Source organism: Pseudoalteromonas sp. ABE4_541 (genome assembly GCF_056312285.1).
Genome location: NZ_JBSVEM010000010.1, coordinates 41,736 through 59,941 on the forward strand (window position 1 = coordinate 41,736; position 18,206 = coordinate 59,941).

General features: G+C 42.2%; 20 protein-coding genes. 9 read left to right on the forward strand and 11 right to left on the reverse strand.

Features of this window, described 5'->3' with window-relative positions:
• Positions 1-9 precede the first annotated feature (9 nt).
• Both ACW689_RS11370 and ACW689_RS11375 read right to left on the reverse strand, forming a co-directional pair.
• Positions 10-1,773 (reverse strand): endonuclease/exonuclease/phosphatase family protein, encoded by a 1,764-nt coding sequence (locus ACW689_RS11370; RefSeq protein WP_476291401.1) that lies wholly within the window; start codon positions 1,771-1,773, stop codon positions 10-12.
• A gap of 507 nt (positions 1,774-2,280) precedes the next feature.
• Entirely contained in the window at positions 2,281-3,171 is an 891-nt protein-coding gene (locus ACW689_RS11375; RefSeq protein WP_476291403.1) for a hypothetical protein, read from the reverse strand.
• A 765-nt stretch (positions 3,172-3,936) separates the two neighbouring features.
• Here ACW689_RS11375 and ACW689_RS11380 point away from each other — a divergent pair.
• The 7 genes from ACW689_RS11380 (at position 3,937) to ACW689_RS11410 (ending at position 7,805) form a co-directional block, all read left to right on the forward strand.
• Positions 3,937-4,194 carry a helix-turn-helix domain-containing protein gene (locus ACW689_RS11380; protein WP_476291405.1) on the forward strand — a complete coding sequence of 86 codons (258 nt, stop codon included), beginning with the start codon at positions 3,937-3,939 and terminating at the stop codon, positions 4,192-4,194.
• Complete coding sequence (locus ACW689_RS11385; RefSeq protein WP_476291407.1) at positions 4,191-4,562, forward strand: hypothetical protein; 372 nt, start codon at positions 4,191-4,193, stop codon at positions 4,560-4,562. Before ACW689_RS11380 ends, ACW689_RS11385 begins: the two co-directional genes overlap by 4 nt.
• A gap of 3 nt (positions 4,563-4,565) precedes the next feature.
• On the forward strand, positions 4,566-5,165 hold the full coding sequence (locus ACW689_RS11390; protein ID WP_476291409.1) for a hypothetical protein: 600 nt from the start codon (positions 4,566-4,568) through the stop codon (positions 5,163-5,165).
• Positions 5,166-5,197: 32 nt separating this feature from the next.
• Positions 5,198-6,013: a helix-turn-helix domain-containing protein gene (locus ACW689_RS11395; protein ID WP_476291411.1), complete on the forward strand. Its 816-nt coding sequence runs from the start codon at positions 5,198-5,200 to the stop codon at positions 6,011-6,013.
• A gap of 33 nt (positions 6,014-6,046) precedes the next feature.
• Positions 6,047-6,862: a helix-turn-helix domain-containing protein gene (locus ACW689_RS11400; protein ID WP_476291413.1), complete on the forward strand. Its 816-nt coding sequence runs from the start codon at positions 6,047-6,049 to the stop codon at positions 6,860-6,862.
• 252 nt (positions 6,863-7,114) lie between these two features.
• Positions 7,115-7,483, forward strand: coding sequence for a hypothetical protein (locus tag ACW689_RS11405; protein ID WP_476291415.1), 369 nt, complete (start codon positions 7,115-7,117; stop codon positions 7,481-7,483).
• Between the two features lie 10 nt (positions 7,484-7,493).
• Complete coding sequence (locus tag ACW689_RS11410) at positions 7,494-7,805, forward strand: helix-turn-helix transcriptional regulator (protein ID WP_476291417.1); 312 nt, start codon at positions 7,494-7,496, stop codon at positions 7,803-7,805.
• 137 nt (positions 7,806-7,942) lie between these two features.
• Here the strand turns inward: ACW689_RS11410 and ACW689_RS11415 are convergent, their stop codons facing one another.
• The 7 genes from ACW689_RS11415 to ACW689_RS11445 form a co-directional block, all read right to left on the reverse strand.
• On the reverse strand, positions 7,943-8,515 hold the full coding sequence (locus tag ACW689_RS11415; RefSeq protein WP_476291419.1) for a hypothetical protein: 573 nt from the start codon (positions 8,513-8,515) through the stop codon (positions 7,943-7,945).
• Between the two features lie 175 nt (positions 8,516-8,690).
• The gene (locus tag ACW689_RS11420; RefSeq protein WP_476291421.1) at positions 8,691-9,017 is read right to left on the reverse strand and encodes a YbaB/EbfC family nucleoid-associated protein; all 327 of its coding nucleotides are present in this window, start codon (positions 9,015-9,017) and stop codon (positions 8,691-8,693) included.
• A 57-nt stretch (positions 9,018-9,074) separates the two neighbouring features.
• The gene (dnaX, locus tag ACW689_RS11425; protein WP_476291423.1) at positions 9,075-11,360 is read right to left on the reverse strand and encodes a DNA polymerase III subunit gamma/tau; all 2,286 of its coding nucleotides are present in this window, start codon (positions 11,358-11,360) and stop codon (positions 9,075-9,077) included.
• 1 nt (position 11,361) lies between these two features.
• Complete coding sequence (gene apt / locus ACW689_RS11430) at positions 11,362-11,907, reverse strand: adenine phosphoribosyltransferase (RefSeq protein WP_476291425.1); 546 nt, start codon at positions 11,905-11,907, stop codon at positions 11,362-11,364.
• A 351-nt stretch (positions 11,908-12,258) separates the two neighbouring features.
• Complete coding sequence (locus ACW689_RS11435) at positions 12,259-13,005, reverse strand: HvfC family RiPP maturation protein (protein ID WP_476291427.1); 747 nt, start codon at positions 13,003-13,005, stop codon at positions 12,259-12,261.
• On the reverse strand, positions 13,005-13,847 hold the full coding sequence (locus ACW689_RS11440; RefSeq protein ID WP_476291429.1) for an HvfB family MNIO-type RiPP peptide maturase: 843 nt from the start codon (positions 13,845-13,847) through the stop codon (positions 13,005-13,007). Before ACW689_RS11440 ends, ACW689_RS11435 begins: the two co-directional genes overlap by 1 nt.
• 58 nt (positions 13,848-13,905) lie before the next feature.
• Positions 13,906-14,340 (reverse strand): HvfA family oxazolone/thioamide-modified RiPP metallophore, encoded by a 435-nt coding sequence (locus ACW689_RS11445; RefSeq protein ID WP_476291431.1) that lies wholly within the window; start codon positions 14,338-14,340, stop codon positions 13,906-13,908.
• Positions 14,341-14,494: 154 nt separating this feature from the next.
• On the opposite strand from ACW689_RS11445, the gene ACW689_RS11450 reads away from it, so the two are divergent.
• Together ACW689_RS11450 and ACW689_RS11455 are read left to right on the forward strand one after the other, a co-directional pair.
• Positions 14,495-15,487 (forward strand): tRNA-dihydrouridine synthase, encoded by a 993-nt coding sequence (locus tag ACW689_RS11450; protein ID WP_476291433.1) that lies wholly within the window; start codon positions 14,495-14,497, stop codon positions 15,485-15,487.
• Between the two features lie 30 nt (positions 15,488-15,517).
• Positions 15,518-15,877, forward strand: coding sequence for a conjugal transfer protein TraR (locus tag ACW689_RS11455; RefSeq protein WP_476291435.1), 360 nt, complete (start codon positions 15,518-15,520; stop codon positions 15,875-15,877).
• Here ACW689_RS11455 and ACW689_RS11460 read toward each other — a convergent pair.
• Positions 15,874-16,893: a hypothetical protein gene (locus tag ACW689_RS11460; protein WP_476291437.1), complete on the reverse strand. Its 1,020-nt coding sequence runs from the start codon at positions 16,891-16,893 to the stop codon at positions 15,874-15,876. The two genes, ACW689_RS11455 and ACW689_RS11460, sit on opposite strands and share 4 nt — an antisense overlap.
• A 51-nt stretch (positions 16,894-16,944) precedes the next feature.
• On the reverse strand, positions 16,945-18,204 hold the full coding sequence (locus ACW689_RS11465; RefSeq protein ID WP_476291439.1) for a tetratricopeptide repeat protein: 1,260 nt from the start codon (positions 18,202-18,204) through the stop codon (positions 16,945-16,947).
• Positions 18,205-18,206: the final 2 nt, after the last annotated feature.

Sequence of the window (18,206 nt, forward strand, 5' to 3'; positions counted from 1 at the left end):
AAGTCAGGGTTATTGCACCGAGAAGCTCGTCTCAGCCAATAGTGTATAACCATTGTTTTCAAACACGCGTAATAAATACTCCCCAGCAGGCAGCCCGTTAAATGTTCTACTGCCCGATGTTTCACTATGAATATATTGCCAATCGATGGAGTAAACCGAGCCATCACTTGGGTTGCCTTTATGGTAAATTCCAATCCAATCTTTGGCATTGCCCGGCGCATTACTAAAGTTGGCTATAATGTTTTCATTCACGCCATAAATACTTTTTGAAGCGCTAATTTCGACCTGTTCGTTTACATCAAAATTTATCAGTGCTTTTATATCAGCCCAGCTTAAATCGACTACGGCATCCACTCTAGGCGACGCACCGTTTTTATGAAATAGGCGCAGCTGCACCGTGTTTTTGTCTAGTTGACTGGCTAAAAAAGATTTGTCGATAACCAGTGAATATTGCTCGCCATTATTTGCCGTTACAGCCACACTACCACCACTGTAGTTTGATGGGCTGGCGTTATGGGCCGCAGCATTCACGCTGTAGCTAATATGTGTGCCCATAAATTGGTTGTTTGCTAATGTAAACGTCACTTTTAAGTCGTGACCCAAAGCGCTGAGTGCCACATTGCCAAATTTCGGATTGTGATCAAGTGAGTGTGTGGTGCTTTTATCAAAAGGCGTTTTGACCACAAAGGTGGTTTGATACCAAAGATGATCCGATGGGAAATCATAGATGCCGTACTCGGGCTCTTGTGTTGTGCTATTCACTAAACGCCCAACATGGGGGTCTTGCCAGTTGTAGTTCGCGTCTTGCCCATCAGGACCTGTAAAGTAAGTACTAAAACGCGGGCCAACAAACGCGGCGCTTTGCAAGGTCACGTCTTGTGCATGTTTGTTGTAGTAAATAAAGTCGATTCTATCTCTGTCATCCAGCGCACGGCCACACTCTTTGTCATAAGATGCGCCTTTGGCCCAGCTGTCTTCTTGTCGAAATGGCCATGACGCACCGGGGTGTGTAACAGGGTTTGGATAAAGTGCGCGATAACTGTCGGTTAGGCCACCAGCACGAATAATACGGTGCGATTTATAATCGTACACCGTGCCATTGTGATCAAACATATTGGCCGTTACAGCTGTCCAATCAAGCCCACTTGGCTCATTCGTATCGCCTCCAGCGAACACTGGAACGCCCTGTTCCAGGTAAGGTTTGAGTGACGCCAACAAGCTATTTGCCTGCACTGGACGCTGCGATAAATCATTTAGTTTATCAAGCTCAGCGCTGTCGGTGACTGCTTTACAATGCTTTCTAGCTTGCCAAGTGGTGCCATTGGCACCGCGTGCGTCGTAGGTGACATATTGGGTGTAATTCCAGTGATTTGAAAATACCGCCACATCTTGTCCGTTTACATCTAACACCACGCCAATATGGCTGCTGCTTGCATCGCCGTCTATGACTTGCTTAATCGGGAACTTAGATAAAATACCCACAGAACTCTTGGAATAGTCACCTTGCCAAAAGTACATGCCTAAATCATGCGCCAATCGAGCGTTCGCGCCATCCGATTCTTGCGTAAAAATAACATCCGCATCAAGGTGCTTAAACTCGGCCACGCCTACATCGTAATAATGCGCTTTTGCGCTCAAATCGTGCCACAAATTGGCACTCACCACTTTGACCTGCGTGTTGTAGATAAGCTGAGCTGACTGTACTGATTGACTGACACTAAAACCAGATAATGCTAGCGCAGCGGCTAGGCTTGTCGAGAGGATGTTATTCATTGTTACTTCTACTTCTGCGTAAATGACCAAAATTAACCAGAAGCGGATGCTACTTTTGTAATGTTACCAATTAGGCAACAATCAATGACGAAATGGCGATAGTATGATGACGAAATTATGACGCGTTTCAAAAACTTGATAACAAGTATAAACAGCGTTAAATAAAATAACGCTCAAAATCAGTCTCTCATTTGAATTAAAAATGTATATCAGCACAGTGGTGATAGTTTAGGAGATCCTGACTTTCGTCAGGATGACGGCAGACACATGTTTGAGCGCAGTAGCCTTGTTCATTAGCCCATATTTGAGCCTAGTTCATCATTCTAAACTTAAGCCATCATTCTAAACTTAAGCCATCATTCTAAACTTAAGCCATCATTCTGAAATTGCCCCGTCACTCTGCACTTGTTTCAGAATCCCACCGCGCTAAATGAGTGCCGTTATATTTCAAATAACACGCGATGCGTGGCGCCAATCGACGCCGCGCACACCGAGTTTTGCAGCTGCTTACTGCTTAGGCCGTAAGTTTTCTATCACTTTGGCATCAACCCAATAGCTTTTACCTACCCAGTTTTTGCTACCATCTTCTTTACGATGCCAATCACCACGAGAGAAGAAAAAGTACTTGCCGTCACGGCTAACCCAAGGGGAACTTTCATTTGAGTCGGTATTGATATGCTCACCCATATTAATGGCGGGCAACCACGCCCCTTGTTTGTTTTTAAAGCTGATATAAATATCCGAGCCACCGTGACCGACATCGCGCACCACATCCCACATTAAATAGGATTCATCGGGTGCAATATAAGGGTGTGCTATCCACTCTCCAGTATTGATCTGAGGCCCAAGCTTCACTGGGTCTTGGTATTGACCATTCACTCGCTTCGAATAGCCGATGTTGCCATGACCATTATCTTCCTTTTTATAAAACGGAAAATAATAAGTCCCGTTTGCCGACACAGATAAACCATGCCCTTGCTCTCGTATAAAAGAGCCTAGGCTTTTTAGCTCTGACCAACCTGTTGCAGTGCGCTCTTTATAATGCTTACCAAGGCGCATCACCTTGCCGTCATCAGAAAATTGCGGCCAGCGTATATCCGTCTCAGTCACCTCTCCCCAGCAGCCATTTTCATAACGAATAACAAAAAAGGCGCGCCGTTTATATTGGCCATTTTTACGGGTGAAATAAAACTCGGTCATATCATGGTTAAACATCCCGCTTTCAAAACGCCCCTCTGGCGAGACTATTTTGGGTTGAAATAATTTTGGCATTAAACTCGGCGGCTGCTCACCAAAGTATTCTTGCTCTGCCACGCAGGGCTTATCTTGAGCCATACTTTTCACGCTCATTGTGAGCATGCAAAACAATGACAAAATGGGCATAGCTATATAACGCATCACTTATCCTTTTTTATTAGTGTGTGTGAATAAGTTACCAAGTTATATAAATTGATGTTAGAACACCTGACGCCAGTATGATGTTTAGCTGATTTTGTGCTGAAAGTATCAAAAGAAGCGCTAACACCGCTTTTGAATTACATATAACCATATGATTTTTAGACTAATAACAACTGAATAAAATGTTACTGTGATGCTTCCTCTTCTATACCTTCGTCATCCTGACGCAGGTCAGGATCTGGTTGTTTGGTGCACTAACACATCAACTGCAAAGACCCTGAAACAAGTTCAGGGTGACGAATGGGGTTAGATTGGTGATTAGGTTTAGAGTAACGAATGGGTTTAGGGTTGTGAGTAGATATAGAGTGACACTAACCTCACATATCCCGTCATCCTGACGCAGGTCAGGATCTGGTTGTATGGTGCACTAACACATCAACTGCAAAGACCCTGAAACAAGTTCAGGGTGACGAATGGGGTTAGATTAGTGATTAGATTCAGAGCGTCGAATAAGTTTTAGATTGGCGATTAGCCTTAAGGCGGCGATTAAGTTAAGAAACAAAACCAAACAATGTAAATGATTTGTTGATCTTGAGTGTATTTTTAAATATCCTGTTCTCTGCTTGTTTTTACAGCTGTCACTGTGTTCAGCTTAAGCATTGACAACGTTGACATGTCCTTCTCGTTTTAACATCTGCACTTCGTTGTTAACACCATGTATATTTAACTGTGGAAAATCTCCCCAACAATAAAAAGGATATGGGCGTGATAGAGGGTGATGATTTAAGAGCTATGCGGGTCAATGCCGGTATATCCCAAGAAGCGATGGCAAAAAAGCTTAGATGTGATAGAAAAACCATCATAAATTACGAATTAGGTGTGAGTGATATTCGTTCAAAACAGCTTTTTTTGTGGTTTTTATATTGTAAGATAGATGCCGGATCGTTATTAAACGAAATAAAACAGATCCGTGATATCACAAACGGCAAAGAAAAGCCCAACTTACAGGATGAAGAACCATGAACAAATTAAGCCTACACCGTGCGTTTAGCTCTATGAATTTATTTATAAAGGCGAATGGAAAGCAAAAGGAAATAGCAAAAAGGGATTGTGAGTTGGTAGCGGGTGGCACAGTGCCAAATAATCCTCCTAGTATTAAAAAAAATGTGGCTGATAAGCGCGTTCTATCCATTAATACTTGTTCTTCGGTATTTGGTGCAGCTGCCGTATATGTACTCCCAAGAGTTCAAAAAACGGTTTGCGAGCTTTCAACTAGTCAATGTGCTGAGGTGTCTGGTGGCGCTACAGCCAATAAGCGTCCTAGAGCTGCATCTGCTGGTATTCAATTTATCGCCTTTCCAACAACGCCTTCTATTGATTCACAAGGATAGGAAATGAAACTTTCACATATGATTTTGTTGAGTATTGCATCACTAGCTGTTTTTTACATCCAGCTATGGGATGATAGCATAGTCACTCCTATGTATTTATCAGTGCTCGGTGTATGTGCTGCGTATGGTGTATACATAAAGAATGTTAATATTACCCATATCGCAGCGTTTATTTTTGTTGTTACTGGTATCAGTCATATCATCTTTGAAACCGGTTTGATCAACGAAGCAACACCTGATGATAACCCTCTTCTGCAAAGTGTCTCAATTTATGGTTCTCAATTTCTATCCTGTTTATCACTCGCTCTGATATTAATTTTTAGAGTGCAAATATCACGAATTATCTCTAAATCAAAAAACGTTAAGTTAACACACTTTGATGGCATTTTTCATTGGATATTCCTTTACATGGCAGTGATTAATCTTTTAGCCTTACTTGAAGATATCGCTTATATCCTTTTCGATATTAAATCATTGACATTAATCTACGATAACTTTGAAGGGCTAATATATATTGCGTGGGCTGTATGCTGCGGCGCATTACTCACCATGATGATTGTTGAAGCTAAAACAAACCATTCAGATAAAGCTAATGCGCTTTAATAAGCGCTTTAGCGTGTGACTGAGCATAAAACATGATTGACGGTGACGATTTAAAAGCGGTACGAGTACGCGCTAATATCACGCAACAAATGATGGCGCGCAAGCTCGATGTGGATAGAAAAACCATCATAAATTATGAGCTGGGTGTAAGTGATATTCCCGCTAAAAAACTCTTTCGCTGGTTACAATGCTGCAAGTTAGACTTGGCCGTACTGTTTAGTCAAATTAAGACCATCCGTGAAGAAGCAAATAATAACGGCCGGACTAGGTTGCTTGATGCTGTCACCTTAGCTTTTTTAATTAGTCAGCTGTGTAATCCAGAACTAATAACTCATCTCTATTTAGTACTGCTTGGGATAGCTATTTTAATAGGTACCTTCATGAGAAATGTCAACATGGCTCATATTGCAGGGTTCACTTTTCTCACATACGGTGTTAATTATTTTATTTTTAAGGCGGGCTTCATAAATTATTTAACACCCGATAACAATAAACTCCTGCAAGGTACACTTGTTTACGGTACCCATTTACTCTTTAGTCTAGCGCTTGTTCTTGTTTTAATTTTCAGAGTACAACTCTCAAGACTAATTTCAAAATCAGAAAATATTAAGCTAACGCACTTTGATGGCGTTTTTCATTGGATATATATATACACATCTATCGTCTACTTATTAGCTTTACTGGAAAACGTGGCTTGGTCCTATTTTGAGCTAAAGTCTTGGACTCTAATCTACGATAAATTTGAAGGGCTAATATATATTGCGTGGGCTGTATGCTGCGGCGCATTACTCACCATGATGATTGTTGAAGCTAAAACAAACCATTCAGATAAAGCTAATGCACTTTGAATAAGCGCTTTAGCGTATGACTGAGCATAAAACATGATTGACGGTGACGATTTAAAAGCGGTACGAGTACGCGCTAATATCACGCAACAAATGATGGCGCGCAAGCTCGATGTGGATAGAAAAACCATCATTAATTATGAGTTGGGTGTGAGTGATATTCCCGCTAAAAAGCTCTTTCGCTGGTTACAATGCTGCAAGTTAGACTTGGCCGTACTGTTTAGCCAAATTAAGACCATCCGTGAAGAAGCAAATAGCAATGGTAAAGCCAAATTGCTCGACATTGTGACCGTTGCATTTATTTTTAGTCAACTTTGGAACGCGAGTACAGTGACCTACTTGTATTTATTGCTATTGGGTGGAACCATAGCGGTGAGTACATACACAAAAAACATCAATATGGCACATATATCAGGCTTTATATTGGTGATAACCGGCCTTTCTACCATCATTTTTGAGACAGGTTTAATCAATGTGGTAACACCTGAAGAAAATGCATTACTACAAAGTTCGTTGATCTATGGTACACAGCTGCTACTTAGCCTATTAACGGTTCTAGTACTTATTTTTAGAGTACAACTGTCACGTCTCATATCAACGTCAAACCAAGTAAAGCACACTCACTATGATGGCATTTTTCATTGGGTTTACCTTTATATGACAACAATTTATCTTCTAGCCTTTGCTGAAGATATAGCGTTTATTGTCTTTGACATGACATCTTGGACCCTCATTTACGATAACTTTGAAGCGCTGATCTATCTCGCATGGGCACTTTGCTGTGTCAGCTTACTCACCATGATGATTTGTGAAGCCAAGTCAAATCATTCAGATAAAGCCAATGCGCTTTAACAGTGCATTTTATCTCTTTTAATAAACAATATATTGCCCTATAAAAATACGGGCTGGCAGCTAGATTACCAGCCACAATCCATGTTCATCACTTTTTGATTACTCATCCAGCCGAACTCTTGTCCTTGTTTAATCCTGCTTACCCAAAAGCTGCGGACCCAAATAAATTAGAATATTTTCAAGTGTGTGGAGATTTTTTCACACGCTCATAACCATAATGCTCACATATCGTAAACAATTAGAGAGAGCACTATGGAAGGTATCAGCTTATTAAATGGCATCAATGGCACGGTTAAACCAGTGAATGGTTTTAAAGATATTTACATCTATCAAAAGTACAAACAGGCGGTTTATATTAAACATGTGTTTGCCAATAAACTCACAAGTAGTCTTAAACCTAGTATGACCGCGCAAGACATCGACTTAATACGTAAACTTGATGCATTGCACCTGCGCTGCTACGTATTGGTGCACCTTAAAAGCCATAACAGTACGCAATATGATTTAGCACTCTTTTTAGATGATTATGAAGCAATACAAGGGGTATCAGGCGAACTCGTTAAGCAAAGAGCCATGCCCATCAAAAACGCCGTTAACTTGATCAACACCATTTTGCTCTAAGGAGACGACGATGAAGCATAATACCGCTCGCAGACAAGCCCTTGTTACCCATTTTAAGAACGAGTTACAAACTATGATACGCAAGCTCAGAAAAGAGCGCGGGCTCACACAAAAGCAACTGGCGACTTTGCTGGATGTTGACCAAGCCACCATCAGCAATTTTGAAAGCGGTAAAACGGTGATGAACCTAGTCCAAGCCTATGAAATATATTTGATATTTGGCCGCAATCTAACAAGTTTACCAGCTTCATCAACTGCGATTGAATCTATCCAGTCAAAAGAGCAGCCACAAAAGAGCAACCCTCAACACACATACCATTAAGGTGAGTTAGCTTGCACCCATATGAGAAATAAAAACAAGGGAAGTGACCATATAACATGAGGAAACCTTTACTGAAGGACACCTTTGCACTTGGTTAATGGAAAATAACGCTGTATCTACGGCGTTATTTTCACATATTACACTTTTTTATCGACTAAATTGCCGCCGCCTTTCTTCAAGAATTCAATGGCTTCTAACTGTAAATGTTCCAATTTAGATTGAGTAAAATAGGTACTTATTGCCTGTTTAGATTGATTAGCATAAATTGGTGTAAAGCCGTAGGTTTTATCGTCCTGCTCGGATAAGCGTTCCGACTGTTCTGTATAATCGTTAATATACTGCTGCATATTTAGCTTTGAATTAGGGTCTAATTGCCCAGTGAACATGAGCACCTCAAGAGACACCCTAAAATGGCTTAGCCCTTGCATCGAACTCTCATCCATTCCACCAGTGTCACTTGATAGATGAGTAATGTCCTTTATTAAGTTATTGAACTCTTTAGGTGATATGTTGTTGATATCAAAATCTTCGACCGCGAGTAAGGCTTTAAAACCAACTTGTTCTTGCTTGTTACTCCCGACGGATGTATCGGACTTTTTTGGCGCGAATTCTTCACCTTTTGCATGGTGATTAGCGGCTGTTTGCTGCAAGTTTTGCTCTGTGCTTTGCAGGTGAACGGCAGGGCTCCTTGAGCCGTCTTGTAATTTCATAAACACTCCTTATTTATTAGCTGTTACTTCTTTAATGTCGGCCTAAAACATCAAAAGTTTAATCCATTGAGTTGCTCTATATTCAATCGCCCTTACTCACAGCTTATCCCCCTCTAACTACAAACAAAAAAATAGCGCCATTGGGCGCTATCTTAAAACTCGTTTTATCTAAAACTTAGAATGGCATTTTGAAGCCTGGTGGTAATTGCATACCGCCAGTGATAGCTGACATTTTCTTTTCAGATTCTTCTGCAACGCGACGCACTGCATCGTTTACCGCGGCCGCTAGTAGGTCTTCAATCATGTCTTTGTCGTCTTCCATTAGGCTTTCGTCAATTTCAACACGACGTACGTTGTGGCTACCAAGCATGGTTACTTTTACAAGACCTGCACCTGCTTCACCAGTGACTTCTAAGTTTTTAATATCTTCTTGGGCTTTTTGCATGCGCTCTTGCATTTGCTGCGCTTGCTTCATCATGTTACCCATTCCACCTTTAAACATAATATGCTCTCTTACATCAATTCAATTGGGCTAAAAGATAAGGGCTATTGTACTTGATTACAATGCCTGAACGGTATTTTCATCCACCGTTGCGTCAAATTCTTCTACAAACTGTACCACATTTGTATCTTGGTTAATTACATCAACGGCCTGTTGATAGCGGTCAGCGTCTATTTTTTGCTGTATTAAATACGGTGAGTCGATCACACCCGGCGCAAAATTTATGTCGAGCGTTACTTCATAGCCGTAAATATCACACAAAGACGCCGTGAGCTTTTGGCGTAACATCGGGCTATCTAAGTGTTGCTGGCTTTGGTCAACTTCAAGCTTAAATGTGTGGCCGTCTTTATTAAAGATTGAATGCAGCGCAAATTGGCGCATCCTGCCACCCAATCCCATACGTTTTATTAAGTGCGCCCATTCATCTTGCTGGTGGGCAAATTTAATGTCGCTGATTGGGCTACTAAAATCTTCCGGCACTGGAATCGTTGGCGCTTGCGGCTCAACATCTTTGCTTGGTGTTGATGGCGCAATTTGTTGCAATAATTCTGGTGCTAAGTTTTCTTGCTTGGTTTTGTGTCGCGTTTTAAAGTCGACCTTTTTTTTAGCCGGCGGGGTTATTATCGGGGTTGCTGGCGCTTGTTGCGCCTGAGGCTTTTTTGCGTCATCCCCCTGCCCTTGCAAGAGTTGCCCTGCACCGGATATTTGCCTGTTTTGTAAAATGCGCGCGATGGCAGACTGGGCTTGTTTTTCTTTGTCTGCGATATTGGCGTGCTCAGGCTGTGCTGAAGACTGCTCAGCTGCTTGCGGTGCTTGCGGTGCTTGCGGTGCTTGCGGTGCTTGCGGTGCTTGCGGTGCTTGCGGTGCTTGCGGTGCTTGCGGTGCTTGCGGTGCTTGCGGCACAAAACCTTGGTCGCTGGCTTGTGTCAATACCTGTTCGTATTGCTCTGCAAACATGTTTTCTTGCTGCTCATCCGCAAAGTCATTTGCTAATTGCTCTGTTTGCGCGTCACTCGCTGTATGCGCTTGTTCATTGACCGGCGCAGGCTGTGAGTGCTGAGGCGCGCTGTGCGCAGCCATGTCTTGAACTGGAGTCGGCATAGACTGAGGTGACTGTTGAACTGGCTCGTTCACGACAGGCATATTTGAAACAGCAGTTGCCTGATCTGACTTATTTAATAGCGCTCTTAATCCATCAACCTTTTTGCTCGGTGACTTTGCTGGTGTCGATTGCGTTGCAGGTCCAGTTGCTTGCAAATTGGTTTTCTCAAACGCCAACAAACGTAGCATCAGCATTTCAAAACCCAGCTTTTGCTCTGGCGCCCATTGCAAGTCACGTTTACCATTAAGTAGCAATTGATAATACAGCTGCACTTTTTCTGGCCCAATCTGCTCGGCCAGCATGGCGACATCTTGTGGGTCAAAATCACTAAGGCGCGCCGCTTGTGGCACCAATTGCGCTAGCTGCATGGCATGGGTCAGCGCAATTAAATCATCCAGTACACTGACAAAATTACCGTTTTGTGTGGCGATATTATCAATACTTTGCAATAAGCTATCGGGATCTTGGCAAATTATGGCTGATAACAAGCGCACAGCATGCGCGCTGTCCATGAGGCCCAACATTTGCTGAATAGCAGTCAACGAAAGCGCACCATTGGTTTGCGCAATGGCTTGGTCGGTCAAGCTTAACGCATCTCGCATACTGCCATCCGCGGCCTTGGCCAACGCCTGTAGCGCCTGCGGCTCAAAGCTCACTTGCTCTTGCGGTAAAATGTCACTCAGCTGTGTAATGATCTCGTTTTGCGACATAGCATTGAGATTAAACTGTAAGCAGCGAGATAAAATGGTAACAGGCAGTTTTTGCGGATCGGTGGTGGCGAGTAAAAACTTAACATGCAGTGGCGGCTCTTCAAGGGTCTTAAGCAGCGCGTTAAAGCTATGCTTTGACAACATGTGTACTTCGTCGATGAGATACACTTTGTATCGGCCACGGGTAGGCGCGTATTGCACGTTATCTAAAATTTCTCGAGTGTCTTCTACCTTGGTACGAGATGCGGCATCGATCTCGATAAGGTCAATAAACTTGCCTGCTTCGATGTCCTGACAACTACTACACTGCCCACAGGGCGTTGACGTAATGCCTTGATCACAATTCAAGCTTTTGGCAAAAATACGGGCGATGGTGGTTTTGCCAACGCCCCGAGTTCCAGTGAATAAGTAAGCGTGATGCAATCTCTGCTCATTCAATGCGTTGACTAACGCTTGCTTTACATGCTGTTGGCCAACTAATTGATGAAAAGTTTGCGGACGCCACTTTCTCGCTAGAACTTGATAACTCATATTATTCGCCTTCGAACTCTACAAGTTTCAGTACGTTAATACCCATATCAACGATACGCTTTTCGCCACCTAATTCAGGCAACGACACCACAAACGCAGCGTCAGTCGCATTACCGCCAAGGCGTTTAACTAGGTTTGCGGTGGCTTCAATGGTACCGCCAGTAGCGAGTAAATCATCGACCAACAGTACTTTGTCACCTTCTGCAATCGAATCTGAGTGAAGCTCCAATGTATCTTCGCCATATTCTAATTGATAAGACTGTGAAATTACTTCTCTAGGCAATTTGCCTGGCTTTCGTACTGGAATAAAAGGAATACCTAATGCGTAAGACAGTGGCGCTCCAAAAATAAAACCACGCGACTCAGTACCAATAATTTTGGTAAAGCCTTTATCTTTGTAGGCTTCTACAAAGCTGTCGATGGTCGCTTTAAACGCCTCTGGGTTAGCCATTAGGGTTGTTACATCGCGGAACATGATGCCCGGTTTTGGGTAGTTCTCAATAGTAACAATACTTTCTTTTATCTTTAACGAATTAACTTGTGTCATTTTGGCACGCTTTGTTAAATAAACTTTCAAAGAAGCTGATTATAACAAGAATGACCAAACATGGAACGGTAGGGAGTGGGATTATGCTCGAAAGTGTGCAAAGCGTTGCATAAATGTACAAAAAAGGCTGCATATGCAGCCTATCGCAATCAAGGTAAGCTTATGCTAGCGCAGTTGCCCAACCTAAGATTGCGTTTAAGCACCCGATACCAGCAAAAACTGCTAGAAACGCGATAAAGTAAGTTGCGTTGAATGGGTCTTTAAATTCACCTTTAGACATGATTACTACCTTCATTATTAGCACGACAAAACGGCGCACATAATAATTGAAATGCCCGGTTGGATAAACCCTTATTGCACTTTTTTGGTTGCTATAATGCCCAGCTCCAAAAATGCACCCAATGTTTGTTTGCCACCAGTAAATAACTGTTCATAGCTAAACTGTGGTAATTGTTGATGTATTTGTGATACAAGTACTTCTAAGCAAATACCCGGCTGTTGTTCTACGCTTTGCAATAGCAAAGCGGTCATTGCATTGGATGAAATAAAGGCCACTTCATCCTCGTTATCACGATATACGACAAAGTAATGCGGTTGTGCACTGGGCTGTGTCGGTTGAAAATCAACAGATATTTGATGCACCGGAAATTGGTAACTTAAGTTACGTGCGGTATCTTGCAAGTAAAGGCCATCATGTTCGATATCCACGACCTTATCGTAGTCGTCGGTACTTTTACATACTGCGACATCTAGCTCGACCCACTCATAGTGCGCAAGCTCAAGCATAAAAGGCGGATCCAATTCGGTGGCTTGATATTGCGTTTGCAAATAACGCAGAAACTCTTGGCTTATCTCTAAAAAGTGAGGTGAAGCACAATCGTGTTCAATAAAAAACTGCCGTACTAGCGCGAGCCAATTTTCCTCTTGATACAAACTTTTTAAAACCGGAAAAGCCGATGAAACAAACCCCTCAATGTTGTTGAAAAAAAGTTCTTTGTATACTTTGAGCCGACGCTCTTCAATTCCTTGAGGCTGAGACGCATTGTCTGGATCACGAATATGTGCCATAAATGCATTTTGCACTTCAATAAATGACATTACGCCACCCCTTTAATTGCTGTCATGAATGGTTTTTGTAATGCTGCAATATGGGCCATTTCACTTTCTAGTTCGTCGGTTATTGGAATATTAAAGTCTCTTTCCAACAAGGTCGGAAATACACCGTGGTGCTGATAGGCGTTGCTGAGTAACTGCCAAACCGGATCGCACACCGGCGCGCCGTGCGTATCAACTAATAAATCTTCCGCTTCTTGATAATGACCAGCGACATGACCATATGCAATGCGCTGAGTTGGCATAGCCTGTAAAAAGTCCTGTGCATCGTAACCATGATTTATACTATTAACGTAAATGTTGTTCACATCGAGCAGTAAATCACAGTCTGCTTCTTCTAAAACCGCCAAGGTAAAGGCTTGCTCTGTCATCTCTTGACCAGGAGCTGCATAGTACGACACGTTTTCAACCGCTATACGCTGCTCTAGTATGTCCTGAACTTGACGTATTCTGTGCGCCACATGCTTTACGGCCTCTTCCGTAAAAGGAATTGGCATCAAATCATACATATGACCTGAACCTGAGCAGTAGCTTAAGTGCTCGCTATATAACTTGATGTTATGTGTTTTAAAAAACGATTTGAGTTCTTTTACAAAAGCGACGTCTAAGGGCGCTGGTGAGCCCAAAGACAAAGATAAACCATGGCAAATAAACGTGTGCTGTCCTGTGAGTTGCTCAAATTGCTTACCAAACTTGCCCCCCATGCGCATCCAGTTCTCGGGCGCCACTTCAAAAAATTTTGCTTGTGATGGTGGCGAGCGTAAAAACTCGTCTAGCATTTCCCTTCTTAGCCCCAATCCAACATTACCCAACTCATTTACTTGCATTGTTTACCTCTAAAGCAATGGAGTAGCCAAAGGCTACCCCTTGTTCAAAAACTAAAAATTAGTGTGAACCACATTTACCTTCGCCACACTTACCTTCTTTTTTAGCTTTTTTGTCACCACCACATTTACCTTCGCCGCACTTACCTTCTTTTTTGCCTTTGTGCTCGCCACCGCATTTACCTTCGCCGCACTTACCTTCTTTTTTGCCTTTGTGCTCGCCACCGCATTTACCTTCGCCGCACTTGCCCTCTTTTTTGCCTTTGTGCTCGCCACCACATTTACCTTCGCCGCACTTGCCTTCTTTTTTGCCTTTGTGCTCGCCACCGCATTTACCTTCACCGCACTTACCTTCGCCACCATCAAGCTGGTAACCCGCTGTCATAGCCTCAAATGCAAAAGGATTAGCTTGTACGTCGGTTGCTGTTAAACCAGCTGTGCCAACTACGACAGCACCCAAAGTTAAAGCGATAGAGTTTTTCTTAATTGTATTCATGATGGTTCTCTCTGTTGAAATAAACGATTCTGTCTACAAGACCAAACTTAGACTAAAAGTATTTCAACAAAAAACAAAAAAAAGCAAATTTCTACTTAGCATCGTCTAGCTGCTCGTTTAAAATGGCGACCCTTTTACACATGAGTCGAGTAGTATGAAACTAGTATTAGCCCCGATGGAAGGCGTCGTTGATTTTAAAATGCGCCAGTTATTAACCGATATTGGTGGCTTCGACTTATGCGTAACTGAATTTATTCGTGTCGTTGACTTAACCTTACCACGCAGAGTATTCATGCGTTATTGCCCTGAGCTATTAAACAAGGGCTACACACGGGCAGGCACCCCCGTAAGAATACAATTGCTGGGCCAAGTCCCGCACGTACTTGCGGCGAATGCGAGAAAAGCGGTTATGCTTGGCTCCCATGGAGTAGACCTTAACTTTGGCTGCCCAGCAAAAACAGTTAATAAGAGTAAAGGTGGTGCGGTTTTATTAAAAGAACCTGAACAAATTTATCAGATTATTAAGGCCGTTCGTGACGCTGTACCAGAGGAGCACGTTGTTAGTGCCAAAATACGCCTAGGCTTTGATGATGATAGCAACAGTAGCGAAATTGTTGATGCCGTGCAAAGTGCTGGCGCTTCGAGCTTAGCCATTCATGCGCGCACTAAACGCGATGGTTACAAGCCACCGGCTTACTGGGAAAAAATCCCTCCTTTATTAAAGCGTTTAACGATTCCAGTTGTTGCTAATGGCGAAATTTGGCAAGTTGAAGATGCGCTATTGTGTCAAATGCGAAGCGGCTGTCATGATTTAATGTTAGGCCGAGGCGCTCTGGCGATGCCTGATCTGGCAGCTAAAATAAAAGCCAAGGTTTATAACACAGACTATCAGGCTTTGAGTTGGGAAAATGTGATCTATCACATACTTCATTCGTCCATGCATCAAGACCCAAATGTGAGTGAAAAGTATTTTTCAGCACGAACTAAGCAATGGTTAGGTTATTTAAAACGTGAATACGCTCAAGCGCACACCCTCTTTGATGAAATAAAGACCTTAAAGCGAAAAGAAGATGTGGTAAGTGTGCTTGAGAAATACGCAAAATGTCCGACACTTGATTCAAATCATAATAGCGCTTGTGAAAGCTGATGATAATAGACACTCACAGGAGGGGCTATTATGAATTCAGAACAAACAAGAAACTTTCAAGACCGATTGGAAAATGAGCTTTTACAAGCACGTAACTCATTTTTGAGCGAGCTAAAACATTCGGGTCATCAATTTGCCGATGAACTTGCCCAGCGATTAGAGCAAAGCTCACCAACAGATTGGTTGGATATTGCTGCAAACCAACTTAACCCGCAGCAGTTTCCAGACTTTAAACGTTTATTAAAGTTAGAGGCGGCATTGTGTCAAATTGATATCGGACAATTTGGCTATTGTTGTGACTGCGAGACACAGCTAGATCTTGAAGCACTGAAGTCAGATCCCACTATCCAGCGGTGTCAAAACTGTTACGAAAAAAATCACCACTCTTAAATTTTAGGTAAAAAAGATAAAATGCTGGCAGGATGTAAAGCAATCCCTTCAATCAGCTCATATGCTTGTTTGTCTGTCAGCTCTAACCTAGATTGAAGCGTCACTTGTGACTGCTTAAGAGACCAACCTTGATAATGAATGCCTAAATCAACTTCCATCAATGCCAGTACTAAAGCCTGCTCATACTTGCTAAGACGTAACTCACAGTGTGCAAGCGTAGCTGGTAGGTTTGTGTAACCGTCTAACCAATTAAGGCCTTTTTCAGGCTGACAGCGCATTTGCGCCATTGCTAGAGCAATATTGTCTCCTTGCTCTATTAAGCGATCAGCTTCTTCACTCGCATCCACAAACTTGTCGGATAAAGACTGTTGTACGCTGTTGAGTAACTCTCTAGGCGCAATTGCCTTCGTATAGTAGAAATTAAGCTTACTTTGGTACCATTCCTTTCCATTTGGTAATTGGTAAAGGCCAATACCACTTCGTGGCTTATAGTCTTGTAAATAAGATAATAGTGCGGCACCTTTTGGCTCACTATTGAGATAGCTTTTCAGTTTTGATAATTCAATGCGAGACAGCGCTATTTTACTCTCTTTTGCTTCTTCCAATTTAGCAGCAACCTCAGCAAGCCAATTTTCTATTGCTTGTTTATCTATATTCAGTTGCGCTGCGTTTTTGAGTACATCAACGTGCGCTGGCCACATTATGTAGCGCTCGGGGTAACGCTCTTGAATTTTTAAATAGTTAAGCTCATCTAGTTGAGTCTCATTGAGTAATGTTGTATCGATAAGCTCATAAGTTACGTGTCTTTTCTCTAGATACGCTTCAGTGAAAGGCAATATAACGTGCTTGCTGTCAGCTGCCTGAGGCGAAAGTAACTGATTCGCTTCTTTTATTGAAACCTCGGCTGATTGATAGCTAATAGCTGTTGGTGCTTTTGCTTTTTCGCAACCGGCTAGATATAAGGTACTCGCCAAGCACAGCGTAAATTTAAAAAGTTTTGAAGAGTATATTTGCATATTTTGAAAATACTGTAGGTAATAAAAAAGCCCCGATTGGGGCTTTTTTTGTTAGATCTTAACGCCTTTGCGTTGTGCTTTGTCCTTAATGAACGTTGCCCAACCACGTGCAAACTTGCGTGTTCTAGGATCTTCTTGAGCTTTAACAATCGCTTGGTACGCTTGCTTATACTTTTCTTGGTATAGATAAGCTTCAGCTAAGTCAGAGTATGTAGTCCCTTCCTTGTCTGTACCAAGTTCAAGTGCTTTGTTTAAGCGTTCTACCGCTGCACTGAACTTTTGCTCTGTTAATAACAAGCTACCTGCTTTTCTATAAAGTTCCGCATCGTTATCGAACTTTGCAGCTTCTTCATAGTATTTTGCAGCAGTTACCAAGTTTTTGGCTTGGTGGTAATAACTTGCAGTAGCAGTCACATTTTGTTTAGTACGCTCAACATGACCCTCTTTAAGTGCCTTTTCGAAAACGACGGCTGCTTTGTAAGGGATCTCGTTAAGAGAGTAATAGCTGCTTAAAATCTTGTAATGGTTTTCTTTCTCAAAGTAGCCTTTGTTATATGCCACTTCCATGATAGTCAAGCCTTTAGAATACTCTTCAACTTGCATGTAGAAAGAACCCAGTTGAGTCCACATTTTTGAATCTTCTGGGAATAGTTTTACAAGTGTTTCTGCAACTTTTACAGCCTCTTTGTACTTTTTAAGTTCAAAGAACGCACCAATTTTAAGCATGTGGTATTGCTTATTTGGTTCTTTATCAAGCTTGATGGCTTTATTCGCTGGCTCTTCAACTTTGTTGTATTGCTTAAGTTCATAATAACCCTGAGCGATACGAGCATATACTTTTGCATCTTCTTCACCTGTGAAGTCCATCCAATCGTTATACACTTTAATCGCTTCATTAAACTTGCTGGTTCCCGCATAAAGGTCACCAAGCAGCTTATATAAGTCAGCTTGATCTTTGAAGTTAAGTACATCAGGAGCAACTGCTAGGCGAATATATTTAATCGCTTCGTCATACTGCTCTTTCTGTGCGTACATGTTACCTAAGTAACGGTTAACTGTTGCTTTATCAAAATCATTAGAAGGATCTAATTCTTTAAGCAATACAATTGCTTCGTCAATTTTATCCTCATTGTACAGATCGAAAGCTTTAACCACTTTCTTACCTGTACGCTCACCCATGATTTTGGTTTTGGCGTTCTTACGTTCTTCAATCTTAGCGTAATCCGGCGCTGCCACAGCTGCATTGCTGTACATAGTGCCAGATAGAGACATAAGTAGCGCAAGAGCTGTTGCTTTTTTAAATTGCGTCATAT

Coding starts and splice junctions, on each gene's coding strand:
- ACW689_RS11385 (WP_476291407.1), top strand. CDS start 4,191: ATGAACAAATTAAGCCTACACCGTGCGTTTAGCTCTATGAATTTATTT.
- ACW689_RS11390 (WP_476291409.1), top strand. CDS start 4,566: ATGAAACTTTCACATATGATTTTGTTGAGTATTGCATCACTAGCTGTT.
- dnaX (WP_476291423.1), bottom strand. CDS start 11,360: ATGAGTTATCAAGTTCTAGCGAGAAAGTGGCGTCCGCAAACTTTTCAT.
- apt (WP_476291425.1), bottom strand. CDS start 11,907: ATGACACAAGTTAATTCGTTAAAGATAAAAGAAAGTATTGTTACTATT.
- ACW689_RS11420 (WP_476291421.1), bottom strand. CDS start 9,017: ATGTTTAAAGGTGGAATGGGTAACATGATGAAGCAAGCGCAGCAAATG.
- ACW689_RS11445 (WP_476291431.1), bottom strand. CDS start 14,340: ATGAATACAATTAAGAAAAACTCTATCGCTTTAACTTTGGGTGCTGTC.
- ACW689_RS11400 (WP_476291413.1), top strand. CDS start 6,047: ATGATTGACGGTGACGATTTAAAAGCGGTACGAGTACGCGCTAATATC.
- ACW689_RS11375 (WP_476291403.1), bottom strand. CDS start 3,171: ATGCGTTATATAGCTATGCCCATTTTGTCATTGTTTTGCATGCTCACA.
- ACW689_RS11440 (WP_476291429.1), bottom strand. CDS start 13,847: ATGCAAGTAAATGAGTTGGGTAATGTTGGATTGGGGCTAAGAAGGGAA.
- ACW689_RS11435 (WP_476291427.1), bottom strand. CDS start 13,005: ATGTCATTTATTGAAGTGCAAAATGCATTTATGGCACATATTCGTGAT.
- ACW689_RS11415 (WP_476291419.1), bottom strand. CDS start 8,515: ATGAAATTACAAGACGGCTCAAGGAGCCCTGCCGTTCACCTGCAAAGC.
- ACW689_RS11450 (WP_476291433.1), top strand. CDS start 14,495: ATGAAACTAGTATTAGCCCCGATGGAAGGCGTCGTTGATTTTAAAATG.
- ACW689_RS11405 (WP_476291415.1), top strand. CDS start 7,115: ATGGAAGGTATCAGCTTATTAAATGGCATCAATGGCACGGTTAAACCA.
- ACW689_RS11455 (WP_476291435.1), top strand. CDS start 15,518: ATGAATTCAGAACAAACAAGAAACTTTCAAGACCGATTGGAAAATGAG.
- ACW689_RS11410 (WP_476291417.1), top strand. CDS start 7,494: ATGAAGCATAATACCGCTCGCAGACAAGCCCTTGTTACCCATTTTAAG.
- ACW689_RS11465 (WP_476291439.1), bottom strand. CDS start 18,204: ATGACGCAATTTAAAAAAGCAACAGCTCTTGCGCTACTTATGTCTCTA.
- ACW689_RS11460 (WP_476291437.1), bottom strand. CDS start 16,893: ATGCAAATATACTCTTCAAAACTTTTTAAATTTACGCTGTGCTTGGCG.
- ACW689_RS11370 (WP_476291401.1), bottom strand. CDS start 1,773: ATGAATAACATCCTCTCGACAAGCCTAGCCGCTGCGCTAGCATTATCT.
- ACW689_RS11395 (WP_476291411.1), top strand. CDS start 5,198: ATGATTGACGGTGACGATTTAAAAGCGGTACGAGTACGCGCTAATATC.